26 protein-coding genes and 1 pseudogene are annotated in these 25,857 nt (G+C 42.2%); 12 read left to right on the plus strand and 15 right to left on the minus strand.

What is annotated here, in order from left to right; genetic code table 11:
• Position 1: 1 nt before the first annotated feature.
• Together OCU60_RS18785 and OCU60_RS18790 are read right to left on the minus strand one after the other, a co-directional pair.
• On the minus strand, positions 2 to 376 hold the full coding sequence (locus OCU60_RS18785) for a cupin domain-containing protein (protein WP_074375264.1): 375 nt from the start codon (positions 374 to 376) through the stop codon (positions 2 to 4).
• 76 nt (positions 377 to 452) lie between these two features.
• Positions 453 to 1,748 carry an MFS transporter gene (locus tag OCU60_RS18790; RefSeq protein ID WP_074375265.1) on the minus strand — a complete coding sequence of 432 codons (1,296 nt, stop codon included), beginning with the start codon at positions 1,746 to 1,748 and terminating at the stop codon, positions 453 to 455.
• A 155-nt stretch (positions 1,749 to 1,903) separates the two neighbouring features.
• Here OCU60_RS18790 and OCU60_RS18795 point away from each other — a divergent pair, with 155 nt between their 5' ends.
• The 3 genes from OCU60_RS18795 (at position 1,904) to OCU60_RS18810 (ending at position 3,909) form a co-directional block, all read left to right on the plus strand.
• A complete protein-coding gene (locus tag OCU60_RS18795; protein ID WP_074375266.1) occupies positions 1,904 to 2,779 on the plus strand; it encodes a LysR substrate-binding domain-containing protein in 876 nt (291 codons plus the stop codon).
• Between the two features lie 285 nt (positions 2,780 to 3,064).
• Positions 3,065 to 3,394: a hypothetical protein gene (locus OCU60_RS18805; RefSeq protein WP_074375267.1), complete on the plus strand. Its 330-nt coding sequence runs from the start codon at positions 3,065 to 3,067 to the stop codon at positions 3,392 to 3,394.
• A gap of 155 nt (positions 3,395 to 3,549) precedes the next feature.
• Entirely contained in the window at positions 3,550 to 3,909 is a 360-nt protein-coding gene (locus OCU60_RS18810; protein WP_074375268.1) for a nuclear transport factor 2 family protein, read from the plus strand.
• 53 nt (positions 3,910 to 3,962) lie between these two features.
• Here OCU60_RS18810 and OCU60_RS18815 read toward each other — a convergent pair whose 3' ends face one another.
• Complete coding sequence (locus tag OCU60_RS18815; protein WP_182289015.1) at positions 3,963 to 4,514, minus strand: TetR/AcrR family transcriptional regulator; 552 nt, start codon at positions 4,512 to 4,514, stop codon at positions 3,963 to 3,965.
• A gap of 102 nt (positions 4,515 to 4,616) precedes the next feature.
• Here OCU60_RS18815 and OCU60_RS18820 point away from each other — a divergent pair, with 102 nt between their 5' ends.
• The 5 genes from OCU60_RS18820 to OCU60_RS18840 all read left to right on the plus strand — a co-directional run bounded on the left by OCU60_RS18820 (position 4,617) and on the right by OCU60_RS18840 (position 10,103).
• Positions 4,617 to 5,075 carry an HPP family protein gene (locus OCU60_RS18820; protein ID WP_074375126.1) on the plus strand — a complete coding sequence of 153 codons (459 nt, stop codon included), beginning with the start codon at positions 4,617 to 4,619 and terminating at the stop codon, positions 5,073 to 5,075.
• A gap of 88 nt (positions 5,076 to 5,163) precedes the next feature.
• Positions 5,164 to 5,727 carry a 2'-5' RNA ligase family protein gene (locus OCU60_RS18825; RefSeq protein WP_261854757.1) on the plus strand — a complete coding sequence of 188 codons (564 nt, stop codon included), beginning with the start codon at positions 5,164 to 5,166 and terminating at the stop codon, positions 5,725 to 5,727.
• A 304-nt stretch (positions 5,728 to 6,031) separates the two neighbouring features.
• Positions 6,032 to 6,910 carry a HEPN domain-containing protein gene (locus tag OCU60_RS18830; RefSeq protein ID WP_074371315.1) on the plus strand — a complete coding sequence of 293 codons (879 nt, stop codon included), beginning with the start codon at positions 6,032 to 6,034 and terminating at the stop codon, positions 6,908 to 6,910.
• Between the two features lie 1,181 nt (positions 6,911 to 8,091).
• Positions 8,092 to 8,469, plus strand: coding sequence for a diacylglycerol kinase (locus OCU60_RS18835; RefSeq protein ID WP_074371304.1), 378 nt, complete (start codon positions 8,092 to 8,094; stop codon positions 8,467 to 8,469).
• Positions 8,469 to 10,103, plus strand: coding sequence for a phosphoethanolamine transferase (locus OCU60_RS18840; RefSeq protein ID WP_074371303.1), 1,635 nt, complete (start codon positions 8,469 to 8,471; stop codon positions 10,101 to 10,103). Before OCU60_RS18835 ends, OCU60_RS18840 begins: the two co-directional genes overlap by 1 nt.
• A 44-nt stretch (positions 10,104 to 10,147) precedes the next feature.
• Here the strand turns inward: OCU60_RS18840 and OCU60_RS18845 are convergent, their stop codons facing one another.
• Positions 10,148 to 11,422 carry a sensor histidine kinase gene (locus tag OCU60_RS18845; RefSeq protein ID WP_074371302.1) on the minus strand — a complete coding sequence of 425 codons (1,275 nt, stop codon included), beginning with the start codon at positions 11,420 to 11,422 and terminating at the stop codon, positions 10,148 to 10,150.
• Positions 11,419 to 12,105: a response regulator transcription factor gene (locus OCU60_RS18850; protein ID WP_074371301.1), complete on the minus strand. Its 687-nt coding sequence runs from the start codon at positions 12,103 to 12,105 to the stop codon at positions 11,419 to 11,421. The genes OCU60_RS18845 and OCU60_RS18850 overlap by 4 nt, the downstream gene beginning before the upstream one ends.
• Positions 12,106 to 12,358: 253 nt before the next feature.
• On the opposite strand from OCU60_RS18850, the gene OCU60_RS18855 reads away from it, so the two are divergent.
• Positions 12,359 to 12,874, plus strand: coding sequence for a P-loop NTPase family protein (locus OCU60_RS18855; RefSeq protein ID WP_021019091.1), 516 nt, complete (start codon positions 12,359 to 12,361; stop codon positions 12,872 to 12,874).
• A 50-nt stretch (positions 12,875 to 12,924) separates the two neighbouring features.
• On the plus strand, positions 12,925 to 13,323 hold the full coding sequence (gene fos, locus OCU60_RS18860; RefSeq protein ID WP_074371300.1) for a fosfomycin resistance glutathione transferase: 399 nt from the start codon (positions 12,925 to 12,927) through the stop codon (positions 13,321 to 13,323).
• A gap of 244 nt (positions 13,324 to 13,567) precedes the next feature.
• On the opposite strand, the gene OCU60_RS18865 is transcribed toward fos, so the two are convergent.
• The 3 genes and pseudogenes from OCU60_RS18865 to OCU60_RS18875 form a co-directional block, all read right to left on the minus strand.
• Complete coding sequence (locus OCU60_RS18865) at positions 13,568 to 14,530, minus strand: transposase (protein WP_074371299.1); 963 nt, start codon at positions 14,528 to 14,530, stop codon at positions 13,568 to 13,570.
• A 158-nt stretch (positions 14,531 to 14,688) separates the two neighbouring features.
• Positions 14,689 to 14,897, minus strand: a pseudogene (locus OCU60_RS18870) (IS110 family transposase); the annotation flags it as partial.
• Between the two features lie 412 nt (positions 14,898 to 15,309).
• Complete coding sequence (locus OCU60_RS18875; RefSeq protein ID WP_074371298.1) at positions 15,310 to 17,343, minus strand: starch-binding protein; 2,034 nt, start codon at positions 17,341 to 17,343, stop codon at positions 15,310 to 15,312.
• Between the two features lie 423 nt (positions 17,344 to 17,766).
• Between OCU60_RS18875 and OCU60_RS18880 the strand changes: the two genes are divergently transcribed.
• Entirely contained in the window at positions 17,767 to 18,369 is a 603-nt protein-coding gene (locus tag OCU60_RS18880; protein ID WP_074371314.1) for a histidine phosphatase family protein, read from the plus strand.
• 64 nt (positions 18,370 to 18,433) lie between these two features.
• Here the strand turns inward: OCU60_RS18880 and cobA are convergent, their stop codons facing one another.
• From cobA to OCU60_RS18905, 5 genes are all read right to left on the minus strand, one after another.
• Positions 18,434 to 19,207, minus strand: coding sequence for a uroporphyrinogen-III C-methyltransferase (cobA, locus tag OCU60_RS18885; protein WP_074371313.1), 774 nt, complete (start codon positions 19,205 to 19,207; stop codon positions 18,434 to 18,436).
• 256 nt (positions 19,208 to 19,463) lie between these two features.
• Positions 19,464 to 21,098 (minus strand): phosphoethanolamine transferase, encoded by a 1,635-nt coding sequence (locus tag OCU60_RS18890; RefSeq protein ID WP_074371297.1) that lies wholly within the window; start codon positions 21,096 to 21,098, stop codon positions 19,464 to 19,466.
• A 382-nt stretch (positions 21,099 to 21,480) separates the two neighbouring features.
• The gene (locus tag OCU60_RS18895; protein WP_306345718.1) at positions 21,481 to 22,059 is read right to left on the minus strand and encodes an NAD(P)H-dependent oxidoreductase; all 579 of its coding nucleotides are present in this window, start codon (positions 22,057 to 22,059) and stop codon (positions 21,481 to 21,483) included.
• 45 nt (positions 22,060 to 22,104) lie between these two features.
• Entirely contained in the window at positions 22,105 to 22,464 is a 360-nt protein-coding gene (locus OCU60_RS18900; protein WP_074371296.1) for a MerR family transcriptional regulator, read from the minus strand.
• 263 nt (positions 22,465 to 22,727) lie between these two features.
• Positions 22,728 to 22,940 carry a cold-shock protein gene (locus OCU60_RS18905; protein WP_038177868.1) on the minus strand — a complete coding sequence of 71 codons (213 nt, stop codon included), beginning with the start codon at positions 22,938 to 22,940 and terminating at the stop codon, positions 22,728 to 22,730.
• 842 nt (positions 22,941 to 23,782) lie between these two features.
• Here OCU60_RS18905 and OCU60_RS18910 point away from each other — a divergent pair.
• Positions 23,783 to 23,986, plus strand: coding sequence for a hypothetical protein (locus tag OCU60_RS18910; protein WP_074371295.1), 204 nt, complete (start codon positions 23,783 to 23,785; stop codon positions 23,984 to 23,986).
• A gap of 99 nt (positions 23,987 to 24,085) precedes the next feature.
• Here the strand turns inward: OCU60_RS18910 and OCU60_RS18915 are convergent, their stop codons facing one another.
• Both OCU60_RS18915 and OCU60_RS18920 read right to left on the minus strand, forming a co-directional pair.
• A complete protein-coding gene (locus OCU60_RS18915) occupies positions 24,086 to 24,838 on the minus strand; it encodes an SDR family oxidoreductase (RefSeq protein ID WP_074371294.1) in 753 nt (250 codons plus the stop codon).
• Positions 24,839 to 24,946: 108 nt separating this feature from the next.
• The gene (locus tag OCU60_RS18920) at positions 24,947 to 25,720 is read right to left on the minus strand and encodes an alpha/beta fold hydrolase (RefSeq protein ID WP_074371293.1); all 774 of its coding nucleotides are present in this window, start codon (positions 25,718 to 25,720) and stop codon (positions 24,947 to 24,949) included.
• Between the last annotated feature and the right edge of the window lie 137 nt (positions 25,721 to 25,857).

Raw genomic sequence — 25,857 nt, forward strand, 5'->3', positions numbered from 1 at the left:
ATTAAGCCTTTTCAACTTGAGATATAACATTGCCACCCCATACTGCATAGATTAAAGCTCCTTTAGGGCTTTGCCAGCTATGTTCACTATCTTCTGTATAACAGACTAAATCTCCTTTTTTATACTTACCATTATCATCTTCAAACTCACCATCTAAAATTAGAAAGGTTTCATTACCTGTGTGCAAATGATTTTTTGCTGATGATCCAGGTGCACAATATACAAGTGAAATACGTTGTTCTTTTTCGTTGTTAACATATATGTCATAGATCTTTGAACCAGATCTATTCAAAGTTTCATGCTTTTCCCAGTTAATCTCTTTACGTAATTTTTCGACATCAAACAAATTTAATATTTGTGGTGTTAATTTACTCATGATCAAAGTTCCATATTTATTTTATTAAGAATGTAAATTATTTATGAATGTAGGATGATGTTCTATCTTATATGTTTTAAAGAGTTGTTTTTATGTTTTTTAATTTACTAAGTTTTGATGTTGATTTAGGGAAACATATATAGGCATAAATTGAACAAATTATCGATACAATCCAAACTTCGGTCCAAGAATAATGGATAGTTAAATATGGAACTACTAGTGGTGTTAGGAACAGTACAATGAATACAACAGAATTTCCCATAGCTAGTGCAGTAGCAACATATTTGCTACCAGCCATTGAAGCCAATTCAGTATATGCAACGCCATGCCATGCGGATACCAAAACTCCTGACAAGATAAATAATAAAATCAATACGATAGAGAATATTGTAGTCCCTTCATCTACAAGCCTTGGAAGCAAGGTGTTAGAAAGCGCCAACATTATAAATGCAACCGTACTTAATATTGCACAAGATTTTAAATAGATTTTTCTGTTCTTATTTCTATCAGTCCATCGTCCACTCCATATTCTTATAATCATTGCTCCAACTTGAATTATGGCTAGGCTAATTGATGAAACATAAACACTTACATGACCAAAGTCGTGCAAAAATACTGCGCCAAATGTTAATAGCACAAATTGAGGAGCGCATAGAATTCCTATTGCAGTTACTATCTTCCACATTTCAAATCTTTTCAGAGGAGAAGATATAACTTCATTGTTAACTGATTTTTTGTCAGAAATTTCACCTTTAGTAATATTTGGTTCATGTAGCCATAGCCAAGTAAAAAAAGCACATACGAATAAGACAATACCAGCGAAACTATAAAGTACCTTGAACCCAAAGTGTAATGCGATATATGGAAATAATAGGGCCCCTAAACCATACCCCATAGGTACTGCAGTTTGACGGATGCTCATTGCAAACCCTCTTTCTGCATCCGTAAACCACGACATAATTGCGCGACCGCTAGAACCATTGACACTACTACCAATCAAACCCATAGCTAGTACGAACAAAGTTAGTGAAAAAACCGAGGGTATATAGGTTGGACTAGGTACCGCAAAAAAGGACATTAGTAGAGCTATGATGGCGGTTCCAGAAAGCCCTGTTAGTAATACCGGTCTATCTCCCCACTTGTCCGTCACCATTCCCCATGGTAATTCGCTCAGTGCAACCCCCAATCCCATCATGCTGAAAATGAATCCTAAAGTTGAATTCGTTAACATATAGCTTGAGCGTAGCAAGACTCCTGCCGCAGGAAGTCCACCAATTATCATGGAAAAACTAGCATTTGCTACGACACCTATACCTAGCACTTTCCATCTATGTTTAGGAAAAGTATTTACTGTTTCCGATTTTTCTTTCATAAGACGTCCTTTATATAATAGATATGCAATTTTTCTAAAAGCTGATAACATCAACCTTGTTGTAATATTTGGGATTTTACTTTTAGGTAAGAAAAATAAAATCAAAACTATTTTGATTAATACTTTTGATTTTTTTAATTAAATGAGAAAGACGGATGAGAAGTTTAGATTTAGATTCATTGAGATGTTTCGTGTTAGGAATTGAGCTTGGTAGCTTTGCTAAAGCTGCCAGTAGGCTTAATCGTTCAGCCGCCGCCGCCAGCGCTCAATTAAAAAAATTAGAACAACAGTGTGGAGCACAACTTACCATTAAAAATGGACGGCATTTAAGACCAACCCAAGAGGGCGAAGTCATCCTAGGATATGCCAGGAGAATGATACAACTAAATGATGAAGTTATATCAAAATTAAAAGACACACGTCTATCTGGCTGTATATCATGTGGTCTGCATGAAGATTTTAGCGATATCTTACTACCTAAATTACTTAACCAAGTGTCTAAAGATTCTCCTCAACTAGAAATACAGGCCATTGTAGGTAGACACAGTCAACTACTGGAAAGCATTGAATCTGGAGAATTGGATTTTGCTCTAGGGTGGGAAAATAGTGAAATTCATCCTTATAGCGAATCATTGGGAAATCTAAATTTACACTGGTATGGTCCAGCTGATTCCAGTATGAGAGAGAGATTATCTCAAATGCGTCCACTACCCTTAGTCATGTTCGCAAATGGATGCTCGATTAGAACTCAAGCGACTGAGGCTTTAGATCATACAGGGATCCCCTGGAATGTAAATTTTGTTGGTCACAATTTAAAGAGTTTATGGCAGGCGGTAGAGGCCGGACTCGGCTTAACAGTTCGATCTTCTTTTGACATTCCACAAAACATTGCTCGTATAAACAACCTACCTAAACCTGGAAGTTTAAAAATATGCATAAATCGAAGTCAACGTACATTAAATAATGAAAAACAAACTTTATATAATTATTTAAAAAATAAATTGTTGCAACACATTGAGTTAATATCTTAAGTCGTCATATCAAAAGAGGAGTTGGAAAACTCCTTTTTTTACACGTACGATGGGCGGCTGACATTCTTCGCTTGGGTCGCTTGCTCCGCAGATTTAAGCCTTCTTCACGATAGATCCTCAGTACTTTCTTGTGGTTGAATCGCCAGCCCTTTTATTGAACGATAACAGTACACCGACAGACTCATTTTAATCAGACGACAATACCAAACACCAAATTAAGAAAAATGCCCCATTTTTGTGGGTATCCGGTTATTTTTAAAGTACCGAAAAATGAGAGACAAAATAATGAAAAAGTATTTACTAAGTATGATGTTTATCGCGATGCCGGCAATCGGAGCTTTAGAAAAGTCAGGTACAACCGAAGTCGACTCTGTATTTTCATACACTGTATTTGGAAGCGGTGATCTTACTTTTAACATTAAAGACAGACTAGGAAAATGCGAAGGAGGCTTTTGGTTTAATAAGAACGATCCCGGTTATGAAGCGAACATCAGCACCTTGCTATCTGCGTTTCATGTCAACGCAAAAGTTAAAGTGCAGGGACATTCTGAACAAAGATGGACAGGCTCACACAGCAATTATTGTCACCTCTACTTGATCCGCCTAGTAAAATAAAGGTTATCGTCTTTAGCAGGTATAACAAATTGCTAAAGACGGACAGCCAACGCTTGGCGAATTTACTTCAAAATACGTTTCGTGTTTATGGTGGTCTGTTTAACGATGGTATGTTGGCAGCCACTAGCACGGCGTCACAATAGGAGTACATAAAAATGCGTCCTAAAGAAATTCTTACTAAATTTGTGGAAGCCTTCAATAAAGCAGATATAGATACGCTTGCAAATCTATACAGTGAAGATGCTATAAACCATCAAGTAGCGGAACAACCTGTTGAAGGCCGTGAAGCAATCAAACAAATGTTTGTTGAAGAATTTTCTCAAGCAGACATGACCTGTATTGTTGAAAATATATTTGAAGATGGCGATTGGGCCATAATGGAATGGCGCGATCCATTGGGTCTTAGGGGGTGTGGTTTTTTCAAAATTGTTAATTCTAAAATAGTGTTTCAACGAGGGTATTGGGACAAACTTTCCTTTCTTCGCCAACAGGGTTTACCCATACCCAAAAATTGAATTATAACATGTCGTTGCAGCGGACTTCCGGGGCGAGGCCCTGAACTCCAACGTTAGCACTCAAGACGGCGTAAGATCTTCACACTGTTCTCTATTACTTCAGAACTTGCGCCTGTCATATAAGCTGTTGTGATTGCCCCTTCTTTTAGTAAACATATCGCATTGAGCAAATCTTCTGAATCCTCACTTAGCTTGCTTTGTATTAACTGGCGTACTTGTGCTTTGTGGAAGCTACAATAGCTAGATATTTCACTTTTAGCGTCATGGAATTCCGCAGAAGTGTTTATAAAGAAACATCCGTTAAAATGGCCTAGTTCAGGCTCATCACCGTCAAACCAACCCTTTAAAGAATGAAATAGTGTGTCAATCAACTCACTATTATTGGTTGTGTTTTCAAGTTTAGCTTCTAACCATTGCATAAAGGTAAGGTGTCTTTTCTCTAAAGCCCTGAGTACCAAATCTTCTTTGCTGTTGAAGTGGCTGTATAGCGTCTTCTTCGCCACACCAGAAACCTTGATTACTTCATTAATTCCAATGGAATTAATACCGTGTCGATAAAAAAGTTCTAATGCTGTACTTAATAGTAAGTCTCGTTTCTTACTCATAAAGACACCTCAAAGTCGGTTTTGCGTATATTGACAAAGGTAGACCGATCTGTCTACAATCAAAAGTAGACAGATTGTTCTACTTTTAATCGTGAGGTTTATATGAATCATTATGTGTCTGCTTTAGTAGCAGGAGTTGGGGCTTCAATTACTCTTGGTCTTCTCTTGATGGTAGAAGCTAATGTGGAAAGTGCAGCTTTGGTAATGGCTCCATTTGGGGCAACAGCAGTGCTAGTTTTTGGTTTGCCACAGAGCCCACTTGCTCAACCCAAAAATGTAATTTTTGGTCATTTGGTCACAGCCAGTATTGGTATAGTGTTTTCCCAGTATGTAGGTGTAACACCGATGAGTTTGGCTGTTGCGACAGGGTTAGGTATTACATGTATGTTGGTATCTAAAACAACGCATCCACCGGCAGGAGCGAATCCAATTCTAATTATGTTGGCAGGCCATGGTTGGTCATTCTTAGTTACGCCTGTCTTGATTGGCTCTGTCGTGATAGTTTTGATGAGTAAAGGTCTTCAAAAAGCTCAACAATACAGTTTAAAATCAGAGTTCTAACAAGCTCCTCAAGAGGGATTCGCAACATCCGGCATTTTTGGTATGCGGTTGGTTTTGGTAGCTACGGCGTTATGTGTTCGGAGGAAATATGGCACTTTTAGTTATTGCTGTTCCTGAGTTTTCAGGTGATGACTATGATTTAATTCAGTCTTTTAGGGCTGAGAACGATGTTCTATTTTATCACGTAGTAGAACCGCATTTTACGCTGGTGTTCCCCGTTTTTAATGTTTCAATCGAGGCATTTAAACGAGAGGTTATTGAAAAAAGTAGAAGCTTTCTACCTTTTGACTTCAAGATTAGGTGCGCGACTATCAATAAGGATGCGTTCAATAATTATCATCATGCTTTTCTTGTTCCGGATGAGGGGTTCAGTCATCTAATCAAATTGCATGATTCTCTATACAGCGGGCTATTGGCAGACAATCTAAGATTAGATATCGACTTTATACCCCATGTTGGTGTAGGGAATGATGAGAGTTCCAGGGAGTGTCAAGGCATGGTGCAGTTCTGGAATAATCAAGACTTTTGTATTAGCGGTAGAATTTCTAAGTTGCAGGTAGTTGAATTTGACTTTGACACAAATATACTGAGAAAGTTAGAGGAAATCCCTTTAGAACGCCCATACAAGATAAGTGGACTCCCGCACTCATGATTAACCTAAAGGTGTGACTTGTCCTAACATAGGTTGTCACTAGGAGATGAACGCCGGATGTATTTCATCGGGCGTTTTGTATTTTAATGCCATATTGGGGCCATCTCTAAGGGCGACGTTAGACACACTCAGCCTTCACAGCGTTTAATACCAAAAGGTTGTGAATGGCTAGAACTCGCTACAGCTTTGAATTGAATCGCATTTTAATCAGCAATATGCGCAAAATGAGAGTTGGTGGTGTTCTTTGTCAGCCCCTTCTTTTATGCTAACGCCATTCATCTACCACCAACCCTATGCCGCGATTATGAAAACAGCACTTGACCATCTGCCCGAATATAAACAGCGTGAGCTGGCGACGATCTCAACTATTCTGCGCGACACGTTAGACGATTATCTGCAAGGTAAAGTGGGGAGTAAGAGTGAATTCCGTGTTCTGAAAATCATCCTGTTTGGCAGCCATGCTAAGGGGAATTGGGTCAAGGATCCGGTTAATGGTTATATCAGTGACTACGATATTCTGGTGATTGTGAATAAAGCAGCAATGGTTGAGGAAGATGTCGTCTGGCAACGTGCCAAAGAGCAGATTGACCGTAAAGTCACCTCTGCTCCGCTGGGTTTGATTGTGCATGATTTAAACGAAGTGAATAATCGACTGCAACAGGGGCATTATTTTTTTCGGGATATTCGCGAAGAAGGGATTGAGCTGTTTGCCGCCACACCGAAACCACTGGCAGAGCCGGGTGATTTAACCGAGGCAGAAAAACGGGAAATCGCCCGTAAGCATTATGAGCAGTGGTTTGAGAGTGCAGAGCAATTTTTTGTCTCCTATGAAGATGATATCAAACGGCAATGGTTAAAGAAGTCTGCTTTTATGCTTCATCAATCTGCCGAACGTTTTTTGGCTTGCGCCCTACTCACCTGCACTAACTATCTGCCCAAATCTCACGATATTGAAAAGCTGGGTAAACTTTGTTCACAAATCGATCCTGATTTTGCGACGATTTTCCCGCTCGACAGCAAATTACACCGTCGCAGTTTCCGCCGCCTACAACGGGCTTATATCGAAGCGCGTTACTCTGAACATTACGAAGTCACTGAAGAAGAGCTTAATTATCTGGCAGGTGAAGTGCAGCGTTTGCAGGAGTTAACGGAGCGGGTTTGTCGGGATAAGATTGGGGATTGAGCGCCCCTGAGCGCTGTATTTTAACTTTGATTTACCCAGCCATTGGCACCGAATTTTGACGCACAATTACGTTTTTCGATTTCAGAGGCATTGGTGTCTTGTGCGCCAGTTACTCTTGCCAAGATGCAAGAGTAACCAGAAGATCTTTTTTGTTTGACGGCGTCGCACGTTGTCCAGAACCAGCTTTTACGGGCGTCCTGCCCGGAAAAGCCTAACCATTCATCCGTGAATGGTTTTCTTTGTTGAGTGGTTGATTTGAATTGGGTGAAACATAGCAAAAAGCCAATTTGGTCACAGGACTCAGGGTGAAAAATCAGGACGATTTTTCAGGATTGCTTGAGCAGGAGCGAATCAATCCGACCCTGATAACGCGTACTGAACCCAAAAAAGATGCTTTTGGTTCCTTTTGCATCCATCAAAAGGAACTGGGGCGCAGTCGAAAATGCTAATGAAATCAATGAATGTGATTGCGTCCCAAACCTCTGCACAAAAGTTTTATTTGCCTAGCCTCCGGCTCCCAAATTTGACGCACAATTCAGTTTCTCGATTTCAGTAACATCGGTGCTCCGTGCGCCAGTTCATCTTTCAGAGATGAAAGACGAACCAGAAAATCTTTTTTTGTTTGACGGCGTCGCATGTTGTCCAGAACCCGCTTTTATGGGCGTCCTGCCCGGAAAAGCCTAACCATTCATCCGTGAATGGTTTTCTTGGTTGGGTGGTTGATTTGAATTGAGTGAAACATAGCAAAAAGCCAATTTGGTCGATGCTCTCAGGGTAAAAATTCAAGGATGAATTTTTAGCAATTTCCTAACAAAAGAGCTGAGCAGGAGCGAATAAAATGCCAAAAAAGTAACTTTTACTTTTAGTAACACCAGAAGTAACAACAACCAAAATTAAATTATAAAAAAACCTATAAAACAATGAATTAAAAGTAAAATTCAGATTACGGAAGTCCGAGAAAAAATCACAGTAACTATCATCTGGTGTTCCACTATCCACTACATTATAGCAACCCAACTCTTTCTGAACGCTGCTAGAAGCATGTTTTACAACTGTATAAATGTCCAGATAAGGTTGTCTTCCTTTTGATGCTATTCCCACCTTCCCATTAATGTATTCACGCTTTATTCACTCTGGCCACTCTACATTTTCTGCACGTTCACAACATTAGGAATTATTAAGTGTCAACGAATAGTGCATACAACAAGCCTGGAAACAAAGGGCTGATAAGAATTGTTAAAGCCATTGGATATTCTTTTAAAGGATTAAAGTCCGCATTTTTCTACGAATCAGCCTTCCGGCAAGAAATCGCCATCACTCTATTACTGACACCTGTCTTGCTCTTGTCAGAAACGTCTTTCGTCGAGAAAGTCATTCTCGCCGGGACACTGGTTAATCTGCTTGTCGTTGAACTGATTAACTCAGCGATTGAAGCTACCGTGGATAGAATCGGCTCAGATTTTAATGAGTTGAGTGGTCGGGCAAAAGACATTGGCTCAGCCGCAGTATTTCTTTCCCTTTGCTTCGCATCAATAACCTGGATAGGGATACTACTATAATGATTCGCTTTAACGCTCTTAAGGAACTGCGTTTCCAATGCAGTAGTACGACATTCATCGTAGTGCTCGCTTTGTACTTTGGCTTTGTTCTCAACATCCCTTTAACGACAAAATTCATAGCACTCGCTTCAGAAAAGAGTAGTGGTTTATTTGCTTATTCCAGTCCTCTCCTATTGAGCGCAGCATTTGTAATCATATTTTCTTGCTTCAACATACCGTACTTCCGTAAACCCTTCTTTATTTTTTTAGTGCTTACCTCAGCGATGGCTAGCTATGCGACTCTCAAATATGGTGTACTGTTTGATTCCACTATGATGGAAAACATCTTCGAAACCAACAGCCACGAAGCGATTTCCTATCTCAATGCCAGCTCGATTTTATATATTATTGCTTTCGGTATCATTCCTTCACTGATGATAGCGAAAGTGCAGTTTAAAAAAGAGAGGTCATTAGTCGTTAGAAGTGCTTACAAACTGCTTGTGGTTATTGTGTCACTTTTAGTGATCACCACCATTTACTCGACATCCTATAAGAACTATATCTACATCGGGAGAAATAACTCTTATTTGAAAAAAATGATCACACCAGCGCACATATTCAATACCGCAAAATATATTAACAGAACCTATTTCACGCCCCCTTTAAAGTACAAACTTATTGGTGAAGATGCCCAGTCTATTAACGCAGTTAATGGAAAGCCTTCATTAATATTTGTTGTAATCGGAGAAGCTGCCAGGAGTATGAATATCGGCTACAACGGATATGCCAGAAATACGAACCCGTATACGAGTCAACTAGGAATTATATCTATAAACGATGTCTCTTCTTGTGGAACATCCACAGCACATTCTCTTCCTTGTATGTTTTCAAATATGGGTCGGAATCACTACAATAAGGAGCGAGCAGATAGTCAGGACAATGCCCTAGATATTATTCAAAGAGCTGGTACCACCGTATCATGGTTTGAGAATGACGGCGGAGATAAAGGAGTAGCAAAACATGTCAAGAAGAGTACATCTTTCTCTTCCAAGTATCCAGAGAGCTGCCCGGACGGGGTATGTCATGATGAAGTGATGTTAGACGCATTCAAACACCAGACCATATTGGATGGAAAAACGAACCAACTGGTTGTCTTTCACTTAATCGGAAGTCACGGCCCAACGTATTGGAAAAGGTATCCCAAAAACAGAGAAATATTTAAACCAGCTTGCCGTCGCAGTGATATAGAAAACTGCAGCGATATAGAAATTCGAAATGTATACGACAACACACTTGTCTATACTGACTATGTCTTATCTGAACTCATAAAAACACTGGAAGCTCAAAGTAAACATTACAATGTCGCATTAACCTATATTGCAGACCATGGAGAATCTCTGGGAGAAAAAGGACTTTACCTTCATGGTACCCCTTATTCAATCGCGCCCAAATACCAGACGAAAGTTCCGTGGTTTTTCTGGATGGATAGCCAATTTGAGCATGCTTATTCAATTAACAGGCACTGCCTGACTGAGTTAGCGAAAAGCGGTTCTTATTCTCAGGATAATTTATTCCATACTCTGCTTGATCTTGCAGAAATACAAACATCGGCAAAAGTTGCGGGTAAAAGCTTAATTAGCACCTGTCGTCACTAACAATAGAAAAAAGGGGCCAAAATACTCGGCTCCTTGTCGCACTTTCATTCTGGCCATATTAATCTTGCCACAATACCCGCGGACTCTTGCTTAATATCGAGTGTCCATTCAAGTTTATCACACACCTGTTTAGTCAGCTCTAGCCCAAAACCAAAACCAAAACTGATACTTTCCTGTCCATTCTGAATGCTGGTATCACAGTTATGTATCGTGACTGAATGATCATCCAGATGGCAAAGAATCCAACCTTCAGTGGTATATTGATAGGCATTTCTGAGTAAATTGTTTAGTACTATCGTTAATGGAACCACAGGCAGGTCCATTTCCAACTCCCCATCACACTTGAACTCAACGCTGACGTCTTCCCCCTGAATGAGATAACTCATATCGACCATTAATTCCGTTATTACACTCTTCAAGTTTACTCTTTCTATTTTAGGAGCAGAGCCATTTTTCCTGTTAATCCAAAGCAAGGTTTCAGTGGTCAGCTGCATATTCATGCTAGCTCTATCTAACCTCTCCAACGGCATGACTGTAGATTCTGGTAATGAAAGCCGCTGTAGATACTCCATATTGGAGCGAATGATGGCTATCGGTGTCCTCAGCTCATGGCTGGCATGCGACAGAAAACGTTTTTCCCGTTCCATTAAGCTTTGGTTCTGGTATAGCGTGTTCTCTAAACTGTCCGCAATTTGTTCGAATTCCTTGTAACGTAAACGAGGACGGGGATGATCAAGGTTCCTTATTGTTAAACCTTGTACCCAACTTGACAATGTTGAAATAAGAGAGCCGATGTGGCGGGAATATAGTCCCAGAGCAATCATAGCGATAATCAGATAGCCAATTGCAATATAAACCATCAAATACTCGCTTTTTAATAGGTCGGCGTAATCTTCGGGCTGAGTCAGCTTCGAATTAAAGTTTGATACGACGTAAAGGCTTCTGCCATCGTGCAGTATCATTCTGTATACAACGTAATAGTAATCTGGCTTCTCTGTACTTTCTGGGGGCTCAAATACGGCATATTCGTTCGGCTTCAACTTGAGGTGGATAAAAAAGTCGCCATACCGATCGATACTCCTATCTAAATTGTCTAAATAGAAACTCGTGACAAATGATGAGGTATCGCCCAGCTTCGGATTCCTCTCATATTCTTGGGCATATTTACGGGCATTCAGAACCACAGCGTACTTAGCAGCGGTGTCGATACCGCGATCAAAGAAACGAATCAGTAATTCGGTGTAAATACCAACAGTGAGCAGGGCTATTAACATGAAATAAACAGTTAAAGATCGATTCAGAGAAACTTGTTTACTCATGAAAGGTTTTCTCCCAACCGAAATCCATGTCCTTGAACGGTATGGATCAACGGCCTGGCAAAAGGTTTATCAAGCTGCTGACGGAGCTGATATATCTGCACCCGAAGATTATTTGAATCAGGAATATCATTAGGCCACAAAATATTCTCAAGCTCTCTCCGGTTTACCGTCGCCGGACTTTTGCGCATCAAGACTTCCAACAAGATCATATTGAGAGGTGTCAGTCTGATTTCTTGTCCCGCTCGAATCACTCGTTTCGCCAAAAGATCATACTCCAAATCAGCAATGAGCAGCTTGTGCACCTGACCACTTTTACGTCGAGATAACGCCTTGGTTCGTAAGGCAAGTTCTTGCATCGCGAACGGTTTTACCAAATAATCATCCGTTCCGACCTGAAACCCGGCAACTTTGTCCTCTAGCGTATCTTTTGCCGTCAGCATCAGTATCGGGGTATCATTTCCGCGACTTCTCAATATTTCGCAAAGGCTAAATCCGTCAATTCTCGGTAACATCAAATCCAGCAAGATAGCATCATAATGATTAGACATAGCTAAATTCAAGCCAGTATGACCATTATAAGCGTGGTCACAAATAATCTTATCCAGTCTAAGATAATCAGCGATAGAATGAGCAAGGTCTTTATCATCTTCAATGAGAAGTACTTCCGTTTGTGTTTCCCTCATTACACTCCCCCCCGAATCATTGCGCACAAGAATAGCATACCTGCTATCAAATGATTATAATCGGACAAGAAGGCACAGTGCTCTTATATAAAAGTGGGTGTATGAAATCTAATCTAGTTCAACTCAACAATCGAATTATCATCATTCCTTAGGAATGGTGGGATTTTGGTATACCTTGTATAAATCTAACCCACCCTAGAAGGTGGGTTTTCTTTTTCTACCTTTTAGGAACTAGTCTCTTGGAGGGATTCAAATGAAAAAGGTCGCCGTTTTTGGAAAGCCGGGTAGCGGAAAATCAACAGTCAGCAAAGCATTAGCGTTAGCGAGCGGTTTACCGCTTCACCAACTCGATTCATTGGTTTACAAACCAAATGGCGAGTTTGTAGCGCGAGAAGAATTTGATGCTGCTTACAACGAGATACTGCGTTCAGACTCATGGGTCATTGACGGCCTTGGTCCCATCAATTCCTTTTATGAGCGTTTAGCTGCGGCAGATACTCTGGTTTATATCGACCTACCATACTCAGTCAGCTACTGGTTCGTGACCAAGCGTTTGCTGAAAGGATTATTTATAAAACCTGAGGGTTGGCCTGATGGCAGCTCCATATTAAAAGGTTCTCTGAATAGCTATAAGACTTTGAAGTTATGCCCTAGGTTCTGGAATGATGATTTTTTGTCTAAGTTAATGGCGTACTCTGGAAGCAAAGATGTCTACATCATCAAAACCGTGTCAGAGCTGAATGATTTTGCTTTCGTACATGCTAAATAACACGTATATAAACGAGTATAAAAACACGTTAATTTGAATGGAGTAATACGTTGATTTCAGGATTAAATCATATCACGCTCGCAGTCAGTGATTTGGAGCATTCACTTAACTTTTATATCAACATTCTGGGTTTTACTGGACATGTGAAGTGGGAAAGTGGCGCATACATCTCTATCGGAGGTGTGTGGTTTTGTCTATCTTGTGACACACCATGTCCAAAAAATGATTACACACATATTGCCTTTGATATCACTCCCGAAGAATTTGAGAATTTTTCGTCACGTATACTTTCATTTGGTGCTGAAGTGTGGAAGCAAAACAAAAGTGAAGGGCAGTCGTTGTATATTTTAGACCCCGATGGACACAAATTAGAAATTCATGTTGGTTCGTTAAAAAGTAGGCTTGAGGCACTTAAAAGCAAGCCATATAGTGGACTCACTTGGCTTTAAATTGTAAATACGGGCGTATGATGGGTTAAAACTAATAAGCAGGACACGCACCTCACGGAGTGGATTTGTTCAGAGGTTGAAGTCGTTCTAGGTCTTCTAAACTAGCTCTCGATGTAAATTATTTTTTGCTCGATTTCATGTCGGGGTATTGAATAATTAAGGGCAGTTTTGCATCGATAAAGATGAATCATCGGTTTGAATGGATGACGAGTGTGGCAACTGAATTGATATTGAACGGTATTGTTCAGCAAATATGAATCCCGAGCATTCTCTGCTTTTTAAGTTGTTGTTTCGCGAGATTAAGCCGTTCGGTTGAACCGACCCAGAGTCTGGGTTTCTTTTCCAGCTCGGTGCAGAGTTTGAGGCATTCCTGCTGAGGCAGAGACAACCGCGTGAGGATATTGGGTAGGCGTTGGTGAATATAGCCCCGTTTATCTTCCCGGATTTGCCGCCCGACCCAATCGACCAATTCGATATAATCCATCAGTCGGAAAGGAATACCTTGGGGGTTATCCTGATGTTCATAGCCGATGAAATTCACTAAATTGTGGGTTTCGGTTTTTCCTTGCGCCAGTGAAGTCAGTCGGGCTTTAATCGAAGTGTACTCAGACTGCTCGGGTGTGTCAGCCATATTTGCTCTGACCGGATTGAGGTCGACATAGGCCATCGCTGCTAACAGGGCTTTCTCATCGAGTAAAGCCTGAGATTTAAACCGTCCTTCCCAGAATCGCCCTCTGCACTGGTCTTCGTTGTTGGCACGGACGGCAATCTCATGATTGAGCTCTTGCATAAAACAACTGAGGGAATAGAGTCGGTGACGCCAAGTTTCAATGAGTTGGGTGCAGGCATCACGCTCAGCTTGAGAAGTCAGTTGTCCATCGAGAAGGCGCTGAATGAGCTGGGGGAGTTGATGCTCTTGTCCCCATCGTTCAATGACCTCATGGTCAGAAAGAGAGATAGCCTTCTTTTTATCGATATAGACGACCATATGGTAATGGTTACTCATCACAGCATGGGAGCAAATCCCAATACAGTAGATAGAAGCTAATGTGAAGATACGCGATTCCACCCATTCCCGGCGATGTTCATAGGATTTACCACAATAAGGGTCATAACCACATAGAAATGAGCGACGGACACAGCGGGAGACGATGTGATAGTAGGGCGTGACCTCGGGGCAAATGAGTTGTGAGCGGGCAGTTGTCATGGGTGCTCTCGGGATGATGATAGATGAGTCTTATCGTGGAGGATTGAGGCTGGATAGGGAATCGATTCAACCGCTGATTCCGAGTGAGTTCAAATTTATTGGTTATCAATGGTCAGACTGATTTCATGATGATGAGAGATTGATTAGAGCGGGTGTCCTTATTTTGTTTTGTGGAGCATCGAATTCAGGATCACGACCATCTTTCTGATGCAGGCAATAATAGCCACTTTTTGGGTTTTCCAGCAGCTAAAAGGTGCTGATAAGTTGCTTTGATGACGGAGTTGGATTGCAGAGCTGACATGATTGCCATGTAAAGAACGGTACGAACTTGTGCTCGTCCTCCCTGAATGATTCGCTTACCTTTGTATCACCCGCTTTCACCACAACTTACAAAAAGATAAAGCAAGAAATTCTTCGCATTTTTCCCGTAACATCAGTATCCTGTGCGCCAGTAACTCTTACCAAGATGCAAGCGTAACCAGAAAATCTTTTTGTCTGGCTTGATTGCGTGTTGTTCAGAACCAGCTTTACGGGCGTCCTGCCCGAAAAAGCTTAATCATTCTTCCTTGGATGAAATTTGAGTGATTCCCTAACAAAAAAACTGAGCAGGAGCGAATAAAATCGTCCCGGCCAGCGTCCACGAATTAAACCGTTCTTGGGTACTTTGGGTACGCCAAAAATACCTGGGGCGCGTACATCAGATGCCGCAGAAATTAATAAACCCATTACGCCCCAAACAACTGCTCCTCAATGTTCATCTCCCCCCATTGTGTTTTTTACTAAGAACTACATGCACTCATCTCATGCCACTGATTGTCCTTGTAACAGAGCTTTGGCGGTGTTGCCGATAAATCAGCGGTTTGGCGGCTGCCATTATCACTGAAAATTACATTCAGTGAAGACAACGTCTGATGGAAATCATAGCAATAGCTGTTGTTTTCCGCGGTCATCGCCACGCCCGGCCATGAGACGGTATCGACCGGAGAGGTAGCCTCAACACTCCAGAAATAGAGATAAGGCTGAGCAAAATTTTGTGGGTTGTCATAACACACTTTGTTGTTTTGCACCGTGGGATTGCCACCTTCTCCCGGTTTGAGTGAAAAGCCACACTCACGCAGTGACTGCCAGTCGCCGTTGAAGTAACAAGTGCCGGATTGCGTGGTGAGATCGACCGTTTTTGAGGCGCCTTGGTCCGAGAAGATGACATTCAGTGTTGTCAGCTCGGTTGCGGGCTCAAAACAAGCAAAGTCACCATTTTTCGCCATCGCGACACCGGGCCAGCTTGTCGCTGCCAATGCACCGGTTGGCTCAACATTCCAATAGTACAGAGACGGTTGGTGAAAGTGGGTGTCTTTATCGTAGTAGCAAATCGCATGCTCACTTACTGCTGTTGCAGGAACCGGCTCGTTTGGTTGGGGTGTGGTTCCGCCTGAGATTTTAGCACCGACGTGAATTGCAGCCGCGCCTTGCAAAGACACATGAAACATGGCGTTGCCCTGACTATCGACATGTATCATATTGCCGCTGCACGCCCGATTACCCGAATCGAAATTACCGGAGATAATGTCACAGTAATCCCCTTCAGGCATGCCGGTGCTCAGAGTTTTGTCTAATGCGGCGGTATCACTGCGGTTAATCACGACAAATCCCAGCCCACCACGGCCGAATGCAATCTGGTTACTACCGTTGTCCCACCAGTGAGTGACTTGCTGCTGTGATGCGGTCACGTTGCGAAAGGCCACCATGTTTGCGACGCCGCGCCATTGATGGGTACAGATCCAGTCGCCGCCATTAAAACGACAGGCATTGCCTGAATGGACCCCAGTTGCCGGCGGTGCATCATCGCTGTGGTTAAATTGATAACCGGACATGATTTTCGGATAGCCATAAGGGTAGGCCAGCATGAAGACATTGCCGAGCATGTATAAATTGCCCTGATCTTTATAGGTCAGTTCATTGCTGGCATTGGTGCGCTCATCATCATGATTGGTGACAAATACAACCGCATCATCGCTGGGGAGCCAACCACTCCAGTGATTTAATTCTTTTAACTCGTTGATGTGACCGTTTTTAAATTTACTGCCGAGAGTGCGGGCAAAGTTGAATTCCGTGACATCCCCATTGCTAACATATTCTGAAGGTTGGATCGGTTCGCCGCCGGCGCCGATGACTTCCTGAAAGATGTATGGGTTGCCGTTGAGTTTACTTTTAATCGCAGCAATATCGGCTGCCGGAATATGTTTGGCTGCATCAATTCTGAAACCGGCAACGCCCATACTGATGGCATCATTCATATAATCCGCGATTTTTTGTCGCACATAGTCTGATTCGGTTTTTAAGTCGTTCAGCCCCACCAAGTCACAGTTTTGTACTTGCCAGCGATTGTTGTAGTTAATATTGTCCGTGCAGTTATGAAAATCGTTGGGGCCATAAGGGACATCGGGGAAATTCCGGTTTAACGCGGCCATATGGTTGATGACGGTATCCATGTAGATATCGACGCCAGCCGCTTTACACCGGCTCACCATATCTTTGAACTGTTCGCGATTGCCACTGCGACTGTCGAACTGATAGCTCATCGGCTGATAGCGAGACCACCACGCTGCGTTATCGATACTTTTTTGCGGGGGCGAAATTTGGACGGCCGCGAACCCCTTTGGCCCCAAAAAGTCTTCACATTCCGTCGCAATATCTGACCAGTGCCATTCAAATAAATGAACAAAAGTCGTTTTGGGCGCGTCCTGTGCGTACACTGGCGATAGCCCCCACAGGCTGCTGCATAGCATTATTCCGGTTAATAGTTTGTTATTCATATTCTCATCCTAACCATTCCAATTGGTGTTCATTGTTCCGTCAACATGTGTTTGGTTTCGTTAACGTGTCACTCAAGGGTTTTATATTCACGCAGCAACACATCAACAACACCTATCATAGAAACAAATCATAGCGGAGAGCTCATCCGCAGCTTCGGATGATGGGGAGGAATTCGCCAGGCGTAGAATTGCATAAACCGTTTATTCTGTGAGAGCAGTCACTGATTCAGGGATGAGTCTCCGGCCTTACCAGAGAGTGATGCCGTGATGATGAAGGACATGCGATCCTGAAACCACAGCGTCCTCTTGCGGAGGAATGCCTCAGGCATTAGATTTTTACGGCATTGCGTATTGCATAAAAACAGTTGAGTGCTTTTTGCAGAAATTGCTATGCTGAGTGAATCGGATAGTAAAGGACACGAGATGATTCACTTATATTTGCTGCGACACGGGAAAACCGAAGGCAAACCGGCGCTGAATGGACATACGGATGTCGGTGTCGATGAAGTGACCCAACAAACGATGGCGCGTGATTTACTGACCAATTATCAGTTTCAGACGATCTATGCCTCGCCTTTAACCCGGTGTCGCTATCTGGCGGAACAATTAACTGCATTGAATCCGGCGCTGCATTCAACCGTCGATGAACGGTTCAAAGAGCAGAATTTTGGTCGGTTTGACGGGGTGCCGTTTGATGCGTTGCAAGGGGCGTGGGAAACCTTAGAAAAGTTTTGGGCAGATCCGGCGCATGAGACATTACCGGAGGCTGAGCCGCTGGCTCAGGGCGTGGCGCGAGTGACGGCAGCGTGGGAAGCCCTGATCGAGCAATGCCAGCATGATACCTTGATCATTACGCATGGCGGTCCGATTCGTTTCATACTGGCACATGTGCTTGGGCTGGACTGGCAGAACCCACGCTGGTACACCGGACTGGCGATTGCGAATCAGAGTGTCACACATATTACCCTCAACCGCTATCAGGGGCAGGCTTATCTGACCGTTAACAGTATTGCTTGCCCGTTATAGTTTCTGCAACCTGAGTGTTGACGCTCAGGTTGTTCTGATTCAGTGCTGACCTTGTTCTCTCTCCTCATGTCATCTCTGATGCCACTAATTCGCTGATATGGCGACAAGTCGCCTGAAACGAGAGGGTGGTTTGTTTTTCCACAACACCGCCAATGACAATTAATGCGGGGGATTTGATTTGTGCTGCTTCTACACGCCGCGCAATATTGGCGACGGTGCCGACTTGCTGATTGTCCCGGCTGGCATAACGGACGACCGCCGCCGGGGTACTGACCGGTTTACCGCCCGCGATTAACTGCTGACAGATATGTTTGATTTGGCTCATGCCCATGAGAATTACCAGCGTCCCGTCCAGTCTGGAAAACTGTGTCCAATCGAGCGGATCTTTACCCTGTTGCAAATGGCCGGTGACTACATGAAAAGAAGACGCACAATCACGATGCGTGACCGGAATACCTGCATAGGCGAGTCCGCCAATCGCTGAACTGATACCGGGAATCACTTCAAACGCAATATCGAATGCTGCCAGTGCTTCGGCTTCTTCGCCGCCGCGGCCGAATACATAAGGATCGCCACCTTTCAAACGCACCACATTGTGTCCCTGCAACGCAAACTGAATCAGGCAATCGTTGATATCATCCTGAGGAATGGGATGATAATTGGGCAATTTGCCGACATTGACCATTTTGCAGTGGGATGGTGCTTCCTGCAAAATCTCATCACTGACCAGACGGTCATAGACGATCACTTCGGCCTGACGAATGCAGTAAAGTGCTTTCACGGTCAGTAATGTCGGATCGCCCGGCCCGGCGCCCACTAACCATACTTTGCCTTTCATCGTTTTATCCCCATGACATGTTGTGTTTGATTCATTGGTCGGTGTGACCATTGCGCTTATTGGGTTTTCCGTTCATTGGACTTTCCATTTATTGAACTATGGCTGCCAGAAAATATCGTTGATCTAGGAAGGGGTTTATATGCCGCCAATCAATATTTTTTTGGCAAGGTGATGTTCCTCTGCTCTGTCTGCACCCACTGTGCTCTGACGGCAATCACTCTAATCTGACTGGCTCGGGATTTACGGTACTATCTCTTTATTTTCGGCATGCGGAAAAGATATCTTTTGCCGGTCGATAAAGATGGGTTGAAACATTGAGAGCACCAAGCAGCGAATCAAACAGATTGTCTTGTGACACATGCACCGTTGCGGCTTGTTTTTTCAGGCAGGATTCATCGATATGCTGCGCGGTTTGATATCCATCAGACAACCACACCATCAAAGGTACATGTTTCTGTTCCATCGGTGCGATAGTGTAGGGTAAACCATGCAGATAGATGCCATTCTCACCCAAAGATTCACCATGATCAGAGAGATAGATCAGCGCGGTATTATAACGGTCAGAGAGTCGCTTTAACCGGCTGATCGTCTGAGCAACGACGGAATCGGTATAGCGAATCGTGTTATCGTAAGTATTGACGAGCTGCTCATGCGTACAGTTTTCAATGTCATCCCGCTGACAATCTGGCTGAAAGTGAGCAAATTCTTGCGGATAACGCTGAAAATAAGCCGGACCATGGCTTCCCATTAAATGGAGTACGACCAGGCGATTGCCCTGTAATGCATTAACATCCTGCTCGAAATTATGGAGCAAGGCCATATCTTTACATCCTTCGAGATTGCATAAGGGATTGCGAGAATTACGCTTTAATTCCTGATATTTAACATGTTTTGGAATCCCTTCGCTGGCACCATCATTCTCTTTCCAGAAGATATCGATCCCCGCTCTTTGTAAGACGTCGATCAGGTTGTCCTGATGATAGGCGCGTTGCTCGTTGTAATTTTTTCTGTCGAGGCGAGAAAACATGCAGGGAACAGAGACGGCTGTGGCTGTGCCACAAGAAGCGACATGTTGATAAGAGATGACCCCTTGCACATCGGTGAATGGTGTCGTGGGTCTTGGGTAGCCATTTGCATGATAATTGTATGTTCTGGCGGTTTCACCCAGGATGAATACTACCAATGACGGTTTTTGGCCGGGGACGACTGCCGTCTGTTTTGCATCCAGTCCAATTTGGACATAAGGTAGCGGGGTATAAAAATATGTCTGATGAATATATTCCGCAATACCATTGACATAATATGTCGGAATAATCATCCGCTTGATATAACCGTTATTTCGTCCGACCGAAACATAATCTTGATAATATGCTGAAGCAATCAGGCTAATCCCCAATCCAGAAATTAAAATAACCCCCAATTTTTTCATGAATAAAGCGAGGAATCTTTCCTGTTTTATAGGGGTTAAGATTAACAATAGGGTTGGTAAGACGCCCAGACCGAGAAACCAGAGCACCGACCGGAGACTGAGATAAGAAGAGGCCTCACCAACGTTAGTCTCAATCAGGTTTTCTATCATCTCAGCATTGAATATCGTGCCATAGTTGTAGGTGGCATAACTGACAAGACTCGACGTTAGCAGCAGGATAGCAAAGAATATTTTCGTTATTTTTGGCCATGAAAATAAACTAAAAATAATGGTTAAAGCAAAAGTAAAAAAGAATGGAATGGAGATAATGAACCCAGTATCTACTGCATCCAATTGATTAAAAATCTCATGCAGTGATTTATATACCGGCAAATTTAAAATAATCGCAAAATAAATAGCAATGATGATTGTGATTACATGATAAGATAATTTTAATTGTTTGATCGTATTTATTATTTTCATTTTTTCATGGCTTGTTAGTCAGAGTATTACTGAGAGCATATCTACAGCATTGATTGGTCCGGGTTCAATTACTTATGATTCAATTCCATATGAAAAGTTGCGTAACGTTATAGTTAAAGGTGTGATCTAGTCAACAAAAAATCCATATAATTGAGATTGGTACTCAATTTAGTTCGTATTGATATTACTCAACTATGTGATTTCCAATAGGTGAGGGTTATCACAAGATTATTGGTTATTCAGTAGGTAAATCATAATGGTACAAAGTCGTGGGGTAGGGGATGGCTGAAGGAGAGGTCAGTTTAAAGACGTGAGTAAAATAACTGTGACACCGATGCATGAGACTTTGCATCATGCATCAGCGTTGTCCAACTTGACACTGTTACTTTACTTTACTTGCGAGTTGCGCTGTTTTATTCAACCAAGCTTCCCGATGACTGTGACTTGCATTCATCATTGGGCCAAAATACGTCGAAGAGGTATTTTTTATGCCACAAAAGTCTAGAATGGCGTGCTTCAACTGTTTGTATATTGGGTTGCCATAGAGAAGTTTGTACCAGAAAAGTGGCGTATCAAGGGTGATGATTAGCTCAGATGTTCGCCCTTTTAATAGCTTTTGGGGAATGGATTTACCCTCTACGTATTTGAATGAGAAACTGGGTAAAAAGGTTCTATCAATCGCGCCTTTGAATTTTGCTGGTATTGTTCCCCACCAAACCGGGCTAATAATGACAATATGTTCTGCCCATTGAATCTTTTTTTGGAACTCTAATAAATCAGGCTCTAAGGTTGCTATTTCATCATACCCTTCGTTTAAACTGATTTCGAAATTGAGATCGCCAATGTGGATTTGTTCAACGTCATGTTTATCTGCCACAACAGATGTATATTTTTCAGCTAAAGATTTACAAAAACTACTAGATTTGGGATTAGCATTGATGACTAGAATTTTTTTCATCATCTGATCGCTCCGTATTGTATCGAGATGAGTAGTTTAAACTCTAACCTAAAGGTCAGAGTCAACCCCTAGAATACACCGGTCAATCGAAACGCGATAATCTGCAATCCGCTGTTTTTGTATTTCTAATGTTTTTATTTTTTCTTCGACGATTTTTAGCTGTTGTGCTAGAAAATCGCTCACTAACGCCCAGTCTAGATCTTCTTGATCACTTTTTAAGCTGACCAGATCGGAGAGCTGAATCCCAAGTGTCTGCGCTTCTTTGATAATCTTGATCAGACTGATGTGTTGTTGATTGTAAACACGATATTTGCCTGATCGGGAAACATTCAATAATCCGAGAGATTCATACAGTCTGATTGCCCGTTGAGTCGCGCCAGATCGTTTTGATGCTTCATTGATGAACACCGCTATCTCCTTGTTCTTTAACGTCTTACTATGTATAGAGATTGTTGCATATGATGTTAAAAAAACAAGTCAATCATTGCTAAAATTCGCTGAGGCGCAAATGTCTTATGCAATGCTGTTGTTATCTTTAAAATGAACGACTGATAATTTACTAAAGGAAAATAAGGGATTTGGAAAGAGGGGGAACTAGGTTTGAATATTAAATATGATATGAATCTGAGAGATATGAATGGCATCAGCGGATGCTGATGCCATATCAAGTATTACATTACAGTGACTTGCGCTGCTTGTAATCCTTTTTGACCTTGTTCAACAACGAACGATACTTTTTGGCCTTCGTTCAGAGTTTTGAAACCTGTTGAAACGATTGATTGGAAATGAACGAATACGTCATCACCGCCGTTATCTGGAGAAATAAAACCAAAGCCTTTCGTTTCGTTGAACCATTTAACTGAACCAGTTGTTTTATTAGACATAGATACCTCTATATTTTGATAATTTAATATTAAGTGTTGTTAGCTAATAAGCGCTATTATCTAATTTAGAGATATATATTTTATCGTAGGTACGCAAACGAAAAAATCGATGTAGAACCGAGAGAAATTTGATCTTAAAGTAAATAAATAGCTCTTTTCTTAAGAGCTGATGGACAGTATACCGATAAATTTGATAAAGGCTAGCTTTTTCTTGTTTTATTTTTTGATGGCTATTAAAGGCGAACAGTCTCCCCAAGTATTTAAAAATAAGATGTTGATATGAATCCTATTTTATTACAATTTGTGGCTTGTGGCTTGTGGCTTGTGGCTTGTGGCTTGTGGCTTGTGGCTTGTGGCTTGTGGCTTGTGGCTTGTGGCTTGTGGCTTGTGTCGTTCGGTCAGTCCAAGAGAAAATTTGGGTGCGATTGGAAAAAACAGAAAATCACTATCTATTTATTGGAATGTGTGTATAGTGACCGCAGCTCCTAAACGTGAGCTATTAATGAAACATATAGTCCAAGTATCTTCTTAGTTTTCTTTCGAGTCATTTCGTTATACAACGCCTGTAGCAACTTATTCTTTATCTTCCATTAAATAGCTTCATTTCCATCTGTTTAGGTGAATGATGAATCCTGGAAATGTCAGTTTTTGGATGTAGCCGTCACAAAAATAACTGGCCATATTGTGAGTTAGAGTTTTAGATAATAATGAATATTGGTGCTGAAATGTATAAATTGCGCACTCAATTTATCTAAGTGTCGATAGTTTTGATAAAAATAAAGTAACTCTAAATTTAATATTTACTCATGACTTTTACGAAATTTGTTTAGAAAGGAACAAGAATGAGAAAGAAACGCGATAAATCTCCCAAAAAGCATAAAAAAAGTGGTTATGAAGCCAAATTCGAACTGATGGTGAAAGAATACCATAGTGCCCAAGAGATTCTGAATGGTATGTCTGAGGATTCTGCTGATTATAGTAAGCAGAAAAAACACTGTGAATCTCTCTTTGCCAGCGCTGAGCGCTTCTTTAAGCAGCATCAATAATCCGATAAGCATCCACTGAACTGACTTTTGTCATAATGGTGTGTCGGTATCCTCACTTCCACATCATTTTGCTTCATTCTTGTTTTACTTGACGCTGTATTATAAGCCTCCGGTTAAATCTAAATAATTGCCTGTAGAGAATGATGATTTTTCAGAAGCTAACCAATAAATTGCCTCGGCAACCTCTTCGGGTAAACCGCCTCTTTGCAGAGGAATGACGCTTTTTAGTCTTTCAATGCGCTCCGGTTCACCACCGTCAGCGTGCATGTCTGTGTAAATAAAACCGGGACGAACACAGTTGACCCTGATCCCTTCCGCTGCAACCTCTAACGACAACCCTTTAGTTAAGGTGTCGATGGCTCCTTTTGATGCTGCATAATCGACATACTCATGTGGTGCTCCCGAACGAGCAGCACCTGATGACACATTGACAATCACACCACCTTGTCCTCCGTGCCGAGTTGACATGCGTTTGATGGCTTCCCGGCAGCACAAAAAGTAACTTGTAACATTATTGGTCAGAATGGTATTGATTCTGTCGGCGTTCATGTCCTCTAAGCGCATCTGAGGTTTTAATATGCCGGCATTATTGACCAGCACTGATACCGCACCTAATTGTTGATCCACTGTTTCAAACAAGCGCAGTACATCATCTTCGAGAGAAACATCTGCTTGTACCGTGATACAACGTCCCCCTTGCGTCGTAATTTCCTGTGCCAGATCATTCGCAGATGCAAAATTAGATTTATAGTTAATACAGACGGCATGGCCATGGTGCGCAAAAATCTTTGCGGTTGCGGCTCCGATTCCTCGTCCTCCGCCGGTAATGATCGCGACCTTTTGATGGTTCATTTTTTATCCTTTTCCATTCTCAATGTGAAACGCTTATCTCGTTCACTGAATGCATTTGTCGGCTGATCTAAGCATGCTTCAGTGATGAGCGTTAGGGGGATCTCTGGGTTAATTTTGAGGTTGTGACAAAAATTGTTTCAGAATTTTTCCAACCAATTCGGGGGATTCTTGATGGGCAGCATGCGCTGTCATAGGAATATTGGCAAACGCAGCCTCTGCAATTTTGGACTTTAATGAAACGGCCTCATCCAGTGAAAATAAGAAATCATTGTCACCACGCATGATCAATGTCGGGCAACGGATTCGTTCAACTTGCTCAAGTGGATAGCCGGACGCCGTTGTATCAAGCCATACGGCTTTGACTGCATCGACGAGTTTCGGAAAATTGGGCTTCGGATTCGAGGCATGATAATCCGCGACGTCGTCAGCGAATCTTGCTGCCCAAAAATCTGCGGTCAGCCCTTTGAATATACCAATGGACGGATCGTTTGCTTCTAACCGCCAATGAGCTCCTAACGTCATCAGACGAGTAACTTGTTCCGGTGCCTGTGCTGCTAATCGATATCCGACAATCCCACCGTCACTAAAACCAAAAATTGAATAACGCTCAACACCGAGATGATTGAGGACGTCTTGGACATCTTGTTGATATTGTAAGTAACTGAGAGGCAGATCTCCGAGCAGAGACTTGCCATGTCCCCGAAAATCGATGCTGATCAACCGATAATCTTGAGCAACATATTCGTGAATCGGTAACAGATCGTGCTGGGAGCCAAGCCCACCATGTAACATCACCAGTGGTTCCCCATTCGGGTTCCCCGAGAGTTCGTAGTAGAGGGCAGCCCCATTGATTTCGATATAACTACATTGATGACTGGTCATTTTATTCCCTTTATGACTTGCAACTGTTGTGTGAAACACGCTGAAAAACGCTGAAAAACGCAATAAATCATCTCCCAATCAGTGTTTGTAGACCACTGAGTCAATGTTTATTTCGTTAATGCCGATTCAACGGGGAA

The sequence above is a fragment of the Vibrio spartinae genome, from assembly GCF_024347135.1.
GTDB classification, from domain to species: domain Bacteria; phylum Pseudomonadota; class Gammaproteobacteria; order Enterobacterales; family Vibrionaceae; genus Vibrio; species Vibrio spartinae.

Excerpts from the sequence above, each read along its gene's own strand:
- OCU60_RS18895 (WP_306345718.1), bottom strand. The coding sequence starts at position 22,059 with ATGATGAAAAAAATTCTAGTCATCAATGCTAATCCCAAATCTAGTAGT.
- OCU60_RS18915 (WP_074371294.1), bottom strand. The coding sequence starts at position 24,838 with ATGAACCATCAAAAGGTCGCGATCATTACCGGCGGAGGACGAGGAATC.
- OCU60_RS18880 (WP_074371314.1), top strand. The coding sequence starts at position 17,767 with ATGATTCACTTATATTTGCTGCGACACGGGAAAACCGAAGGCAAACCG.
- OCU60_RS18890 (WP_074371297.1), bottom strand. The coding sequence starts at position 21,098 with ATGAAAATAATAAATACGATCAAACAATTAAAATTATCTTATCATGTA.
- OCU60_RS18855 (WP_021019091.1), top strand. The coding sequence starts at position 12,359 with ATGAAAAAGGTCGCCGTTTTTGGAAAGCCGGGTAGCGGAAAATCAACA.
- OCU60_RS18840 (WP_074371303.1), top strand. The coding sequence starts at position 8,469 with ATGATTCGCTTTAACGCTCTTAAGGAACTGCGTTTCCAATGCAGTAGT.
- OCU60_RS18845 (WP_074371302.1), bottom strand. The coding sequence starts at position 11,422 with ATGAGTAAACAAGTTTCTCTGAATCGATCTTTAACTGTTTATTTCATG.
- OCU60_RS18830 (WP_074371315.1), top strand. The coding sequence starts at position 6,032 with ATGAAAACAGCACTTGACCATCTGCCCGAATATAAACAGCGTGAGCTG.
- cobA (WP_074371313.1), bottom strand. The coding sequence starts at position 19,207 with ATGAAAGGCAAAGTATGGTTAGTGGGCGCCGGGCCGGGCGATCCGACA.
- OCU60_RS18865 (WP_074371299.1), bottom strand. The coding sequence starts at position 14,530 with ATGACAACTGCCCGCTCACAACTCATTTGCCCCGAGGTCACGCCCTAC.
- OCU60_RS18820 (WP_074375126.1), top strand. The coding sequence starts at position 4,617 with ATGAATCATTATGTGTCTGCTTTAGTAGCAGGAGTTGGGGCTTCAATT.
- OCU60_RS18815 (WP_182289015.1), bottom strand. The coding sequence starts at position 4,514 with ATGAGTAAGAAACGAGACTTACTATTAAGTACAGCATTAGAACTTTTT.
- OCU60_RS18790 (WP_074375265.1), bottom strand. The coding sequence starts at position 1,748 with ATGAAAGAAAAATCGGAAACAGTAAATACTTTTCCTAAACATAGATGG.
- OCU60_RS18810 (WP_074375268.1), top strand. The coding sequence starts at position 3,550 with ATGCGTCCTAAAGAAATTCTTACTAAATTTGTGGAAGCCTTCAATAAA.
- OCU60_RS18920 (WP_074371293.1), bottom strand. The coding sequence starts at position 25,720 with ATGACCAGTCATCAATGTAGTTATATCGAAATCAATGGGGCTGCCCTC.
- OCU60_RS18905 (WP_038177868.1), bottom strand. The coding sequence starts at position 22,940 with ATGTCTAATAAAACAACTGGTTCAGTTAAATGGTTCAACGAAACGAAA.
- OCU60_RS18825 (WP_261854757.1), top strand. The coding sequence starts at position 5,164 with ATGGCACTTTTAGTTATTGCTGTTCCTGAGTTTTCAGGTGATGACTAT.
- OCU60_RS18795 (WP_074375266.1), top strand. The coding sequence starts at position 1,904 with ATGAGAAGTTTAGATTTAGATTCATTGAGATGTTTCGTGTTAGGAATT.
- OCU60_RS18805 (WP_074375267.1), top strand. The coding sequence starts at position 3,065 with ATGAAAAAGTATTTACTAAGTATGATGTTTATCGCGATGCCGGCAATC.
- OCU60_RS18910 (WP_074371295.1), top strand. The coding sequence starts at position 23,783 with ATGAGAAAGAAACGCGATAAATCTCCCAAAAAGCATAAAAAAAGTGGT.
- OCU60_RS18875 (WP_074371298.1), bottom strand. The coding sequence starts at position 17,343 with ATGAATAACAAACTATTAACCGGAATAATGCTATGCAGCAGCCTGTGG.
- OCU60_RS18785 (WP_074375264.1), bottom strand. The coding sequence starts at position 376 with ATGAGTAAATTAACACCACAAATATTAAATTTGTTTGATGTCGAAAAA.
- OCU60_RS18850 (WP_074371301.1), bottom strand. The coding sequence starts at position 12,105 with ATGAGGGAAACACAAACGGAAGTACTTCTCATTGAAGATGATAAAGAC.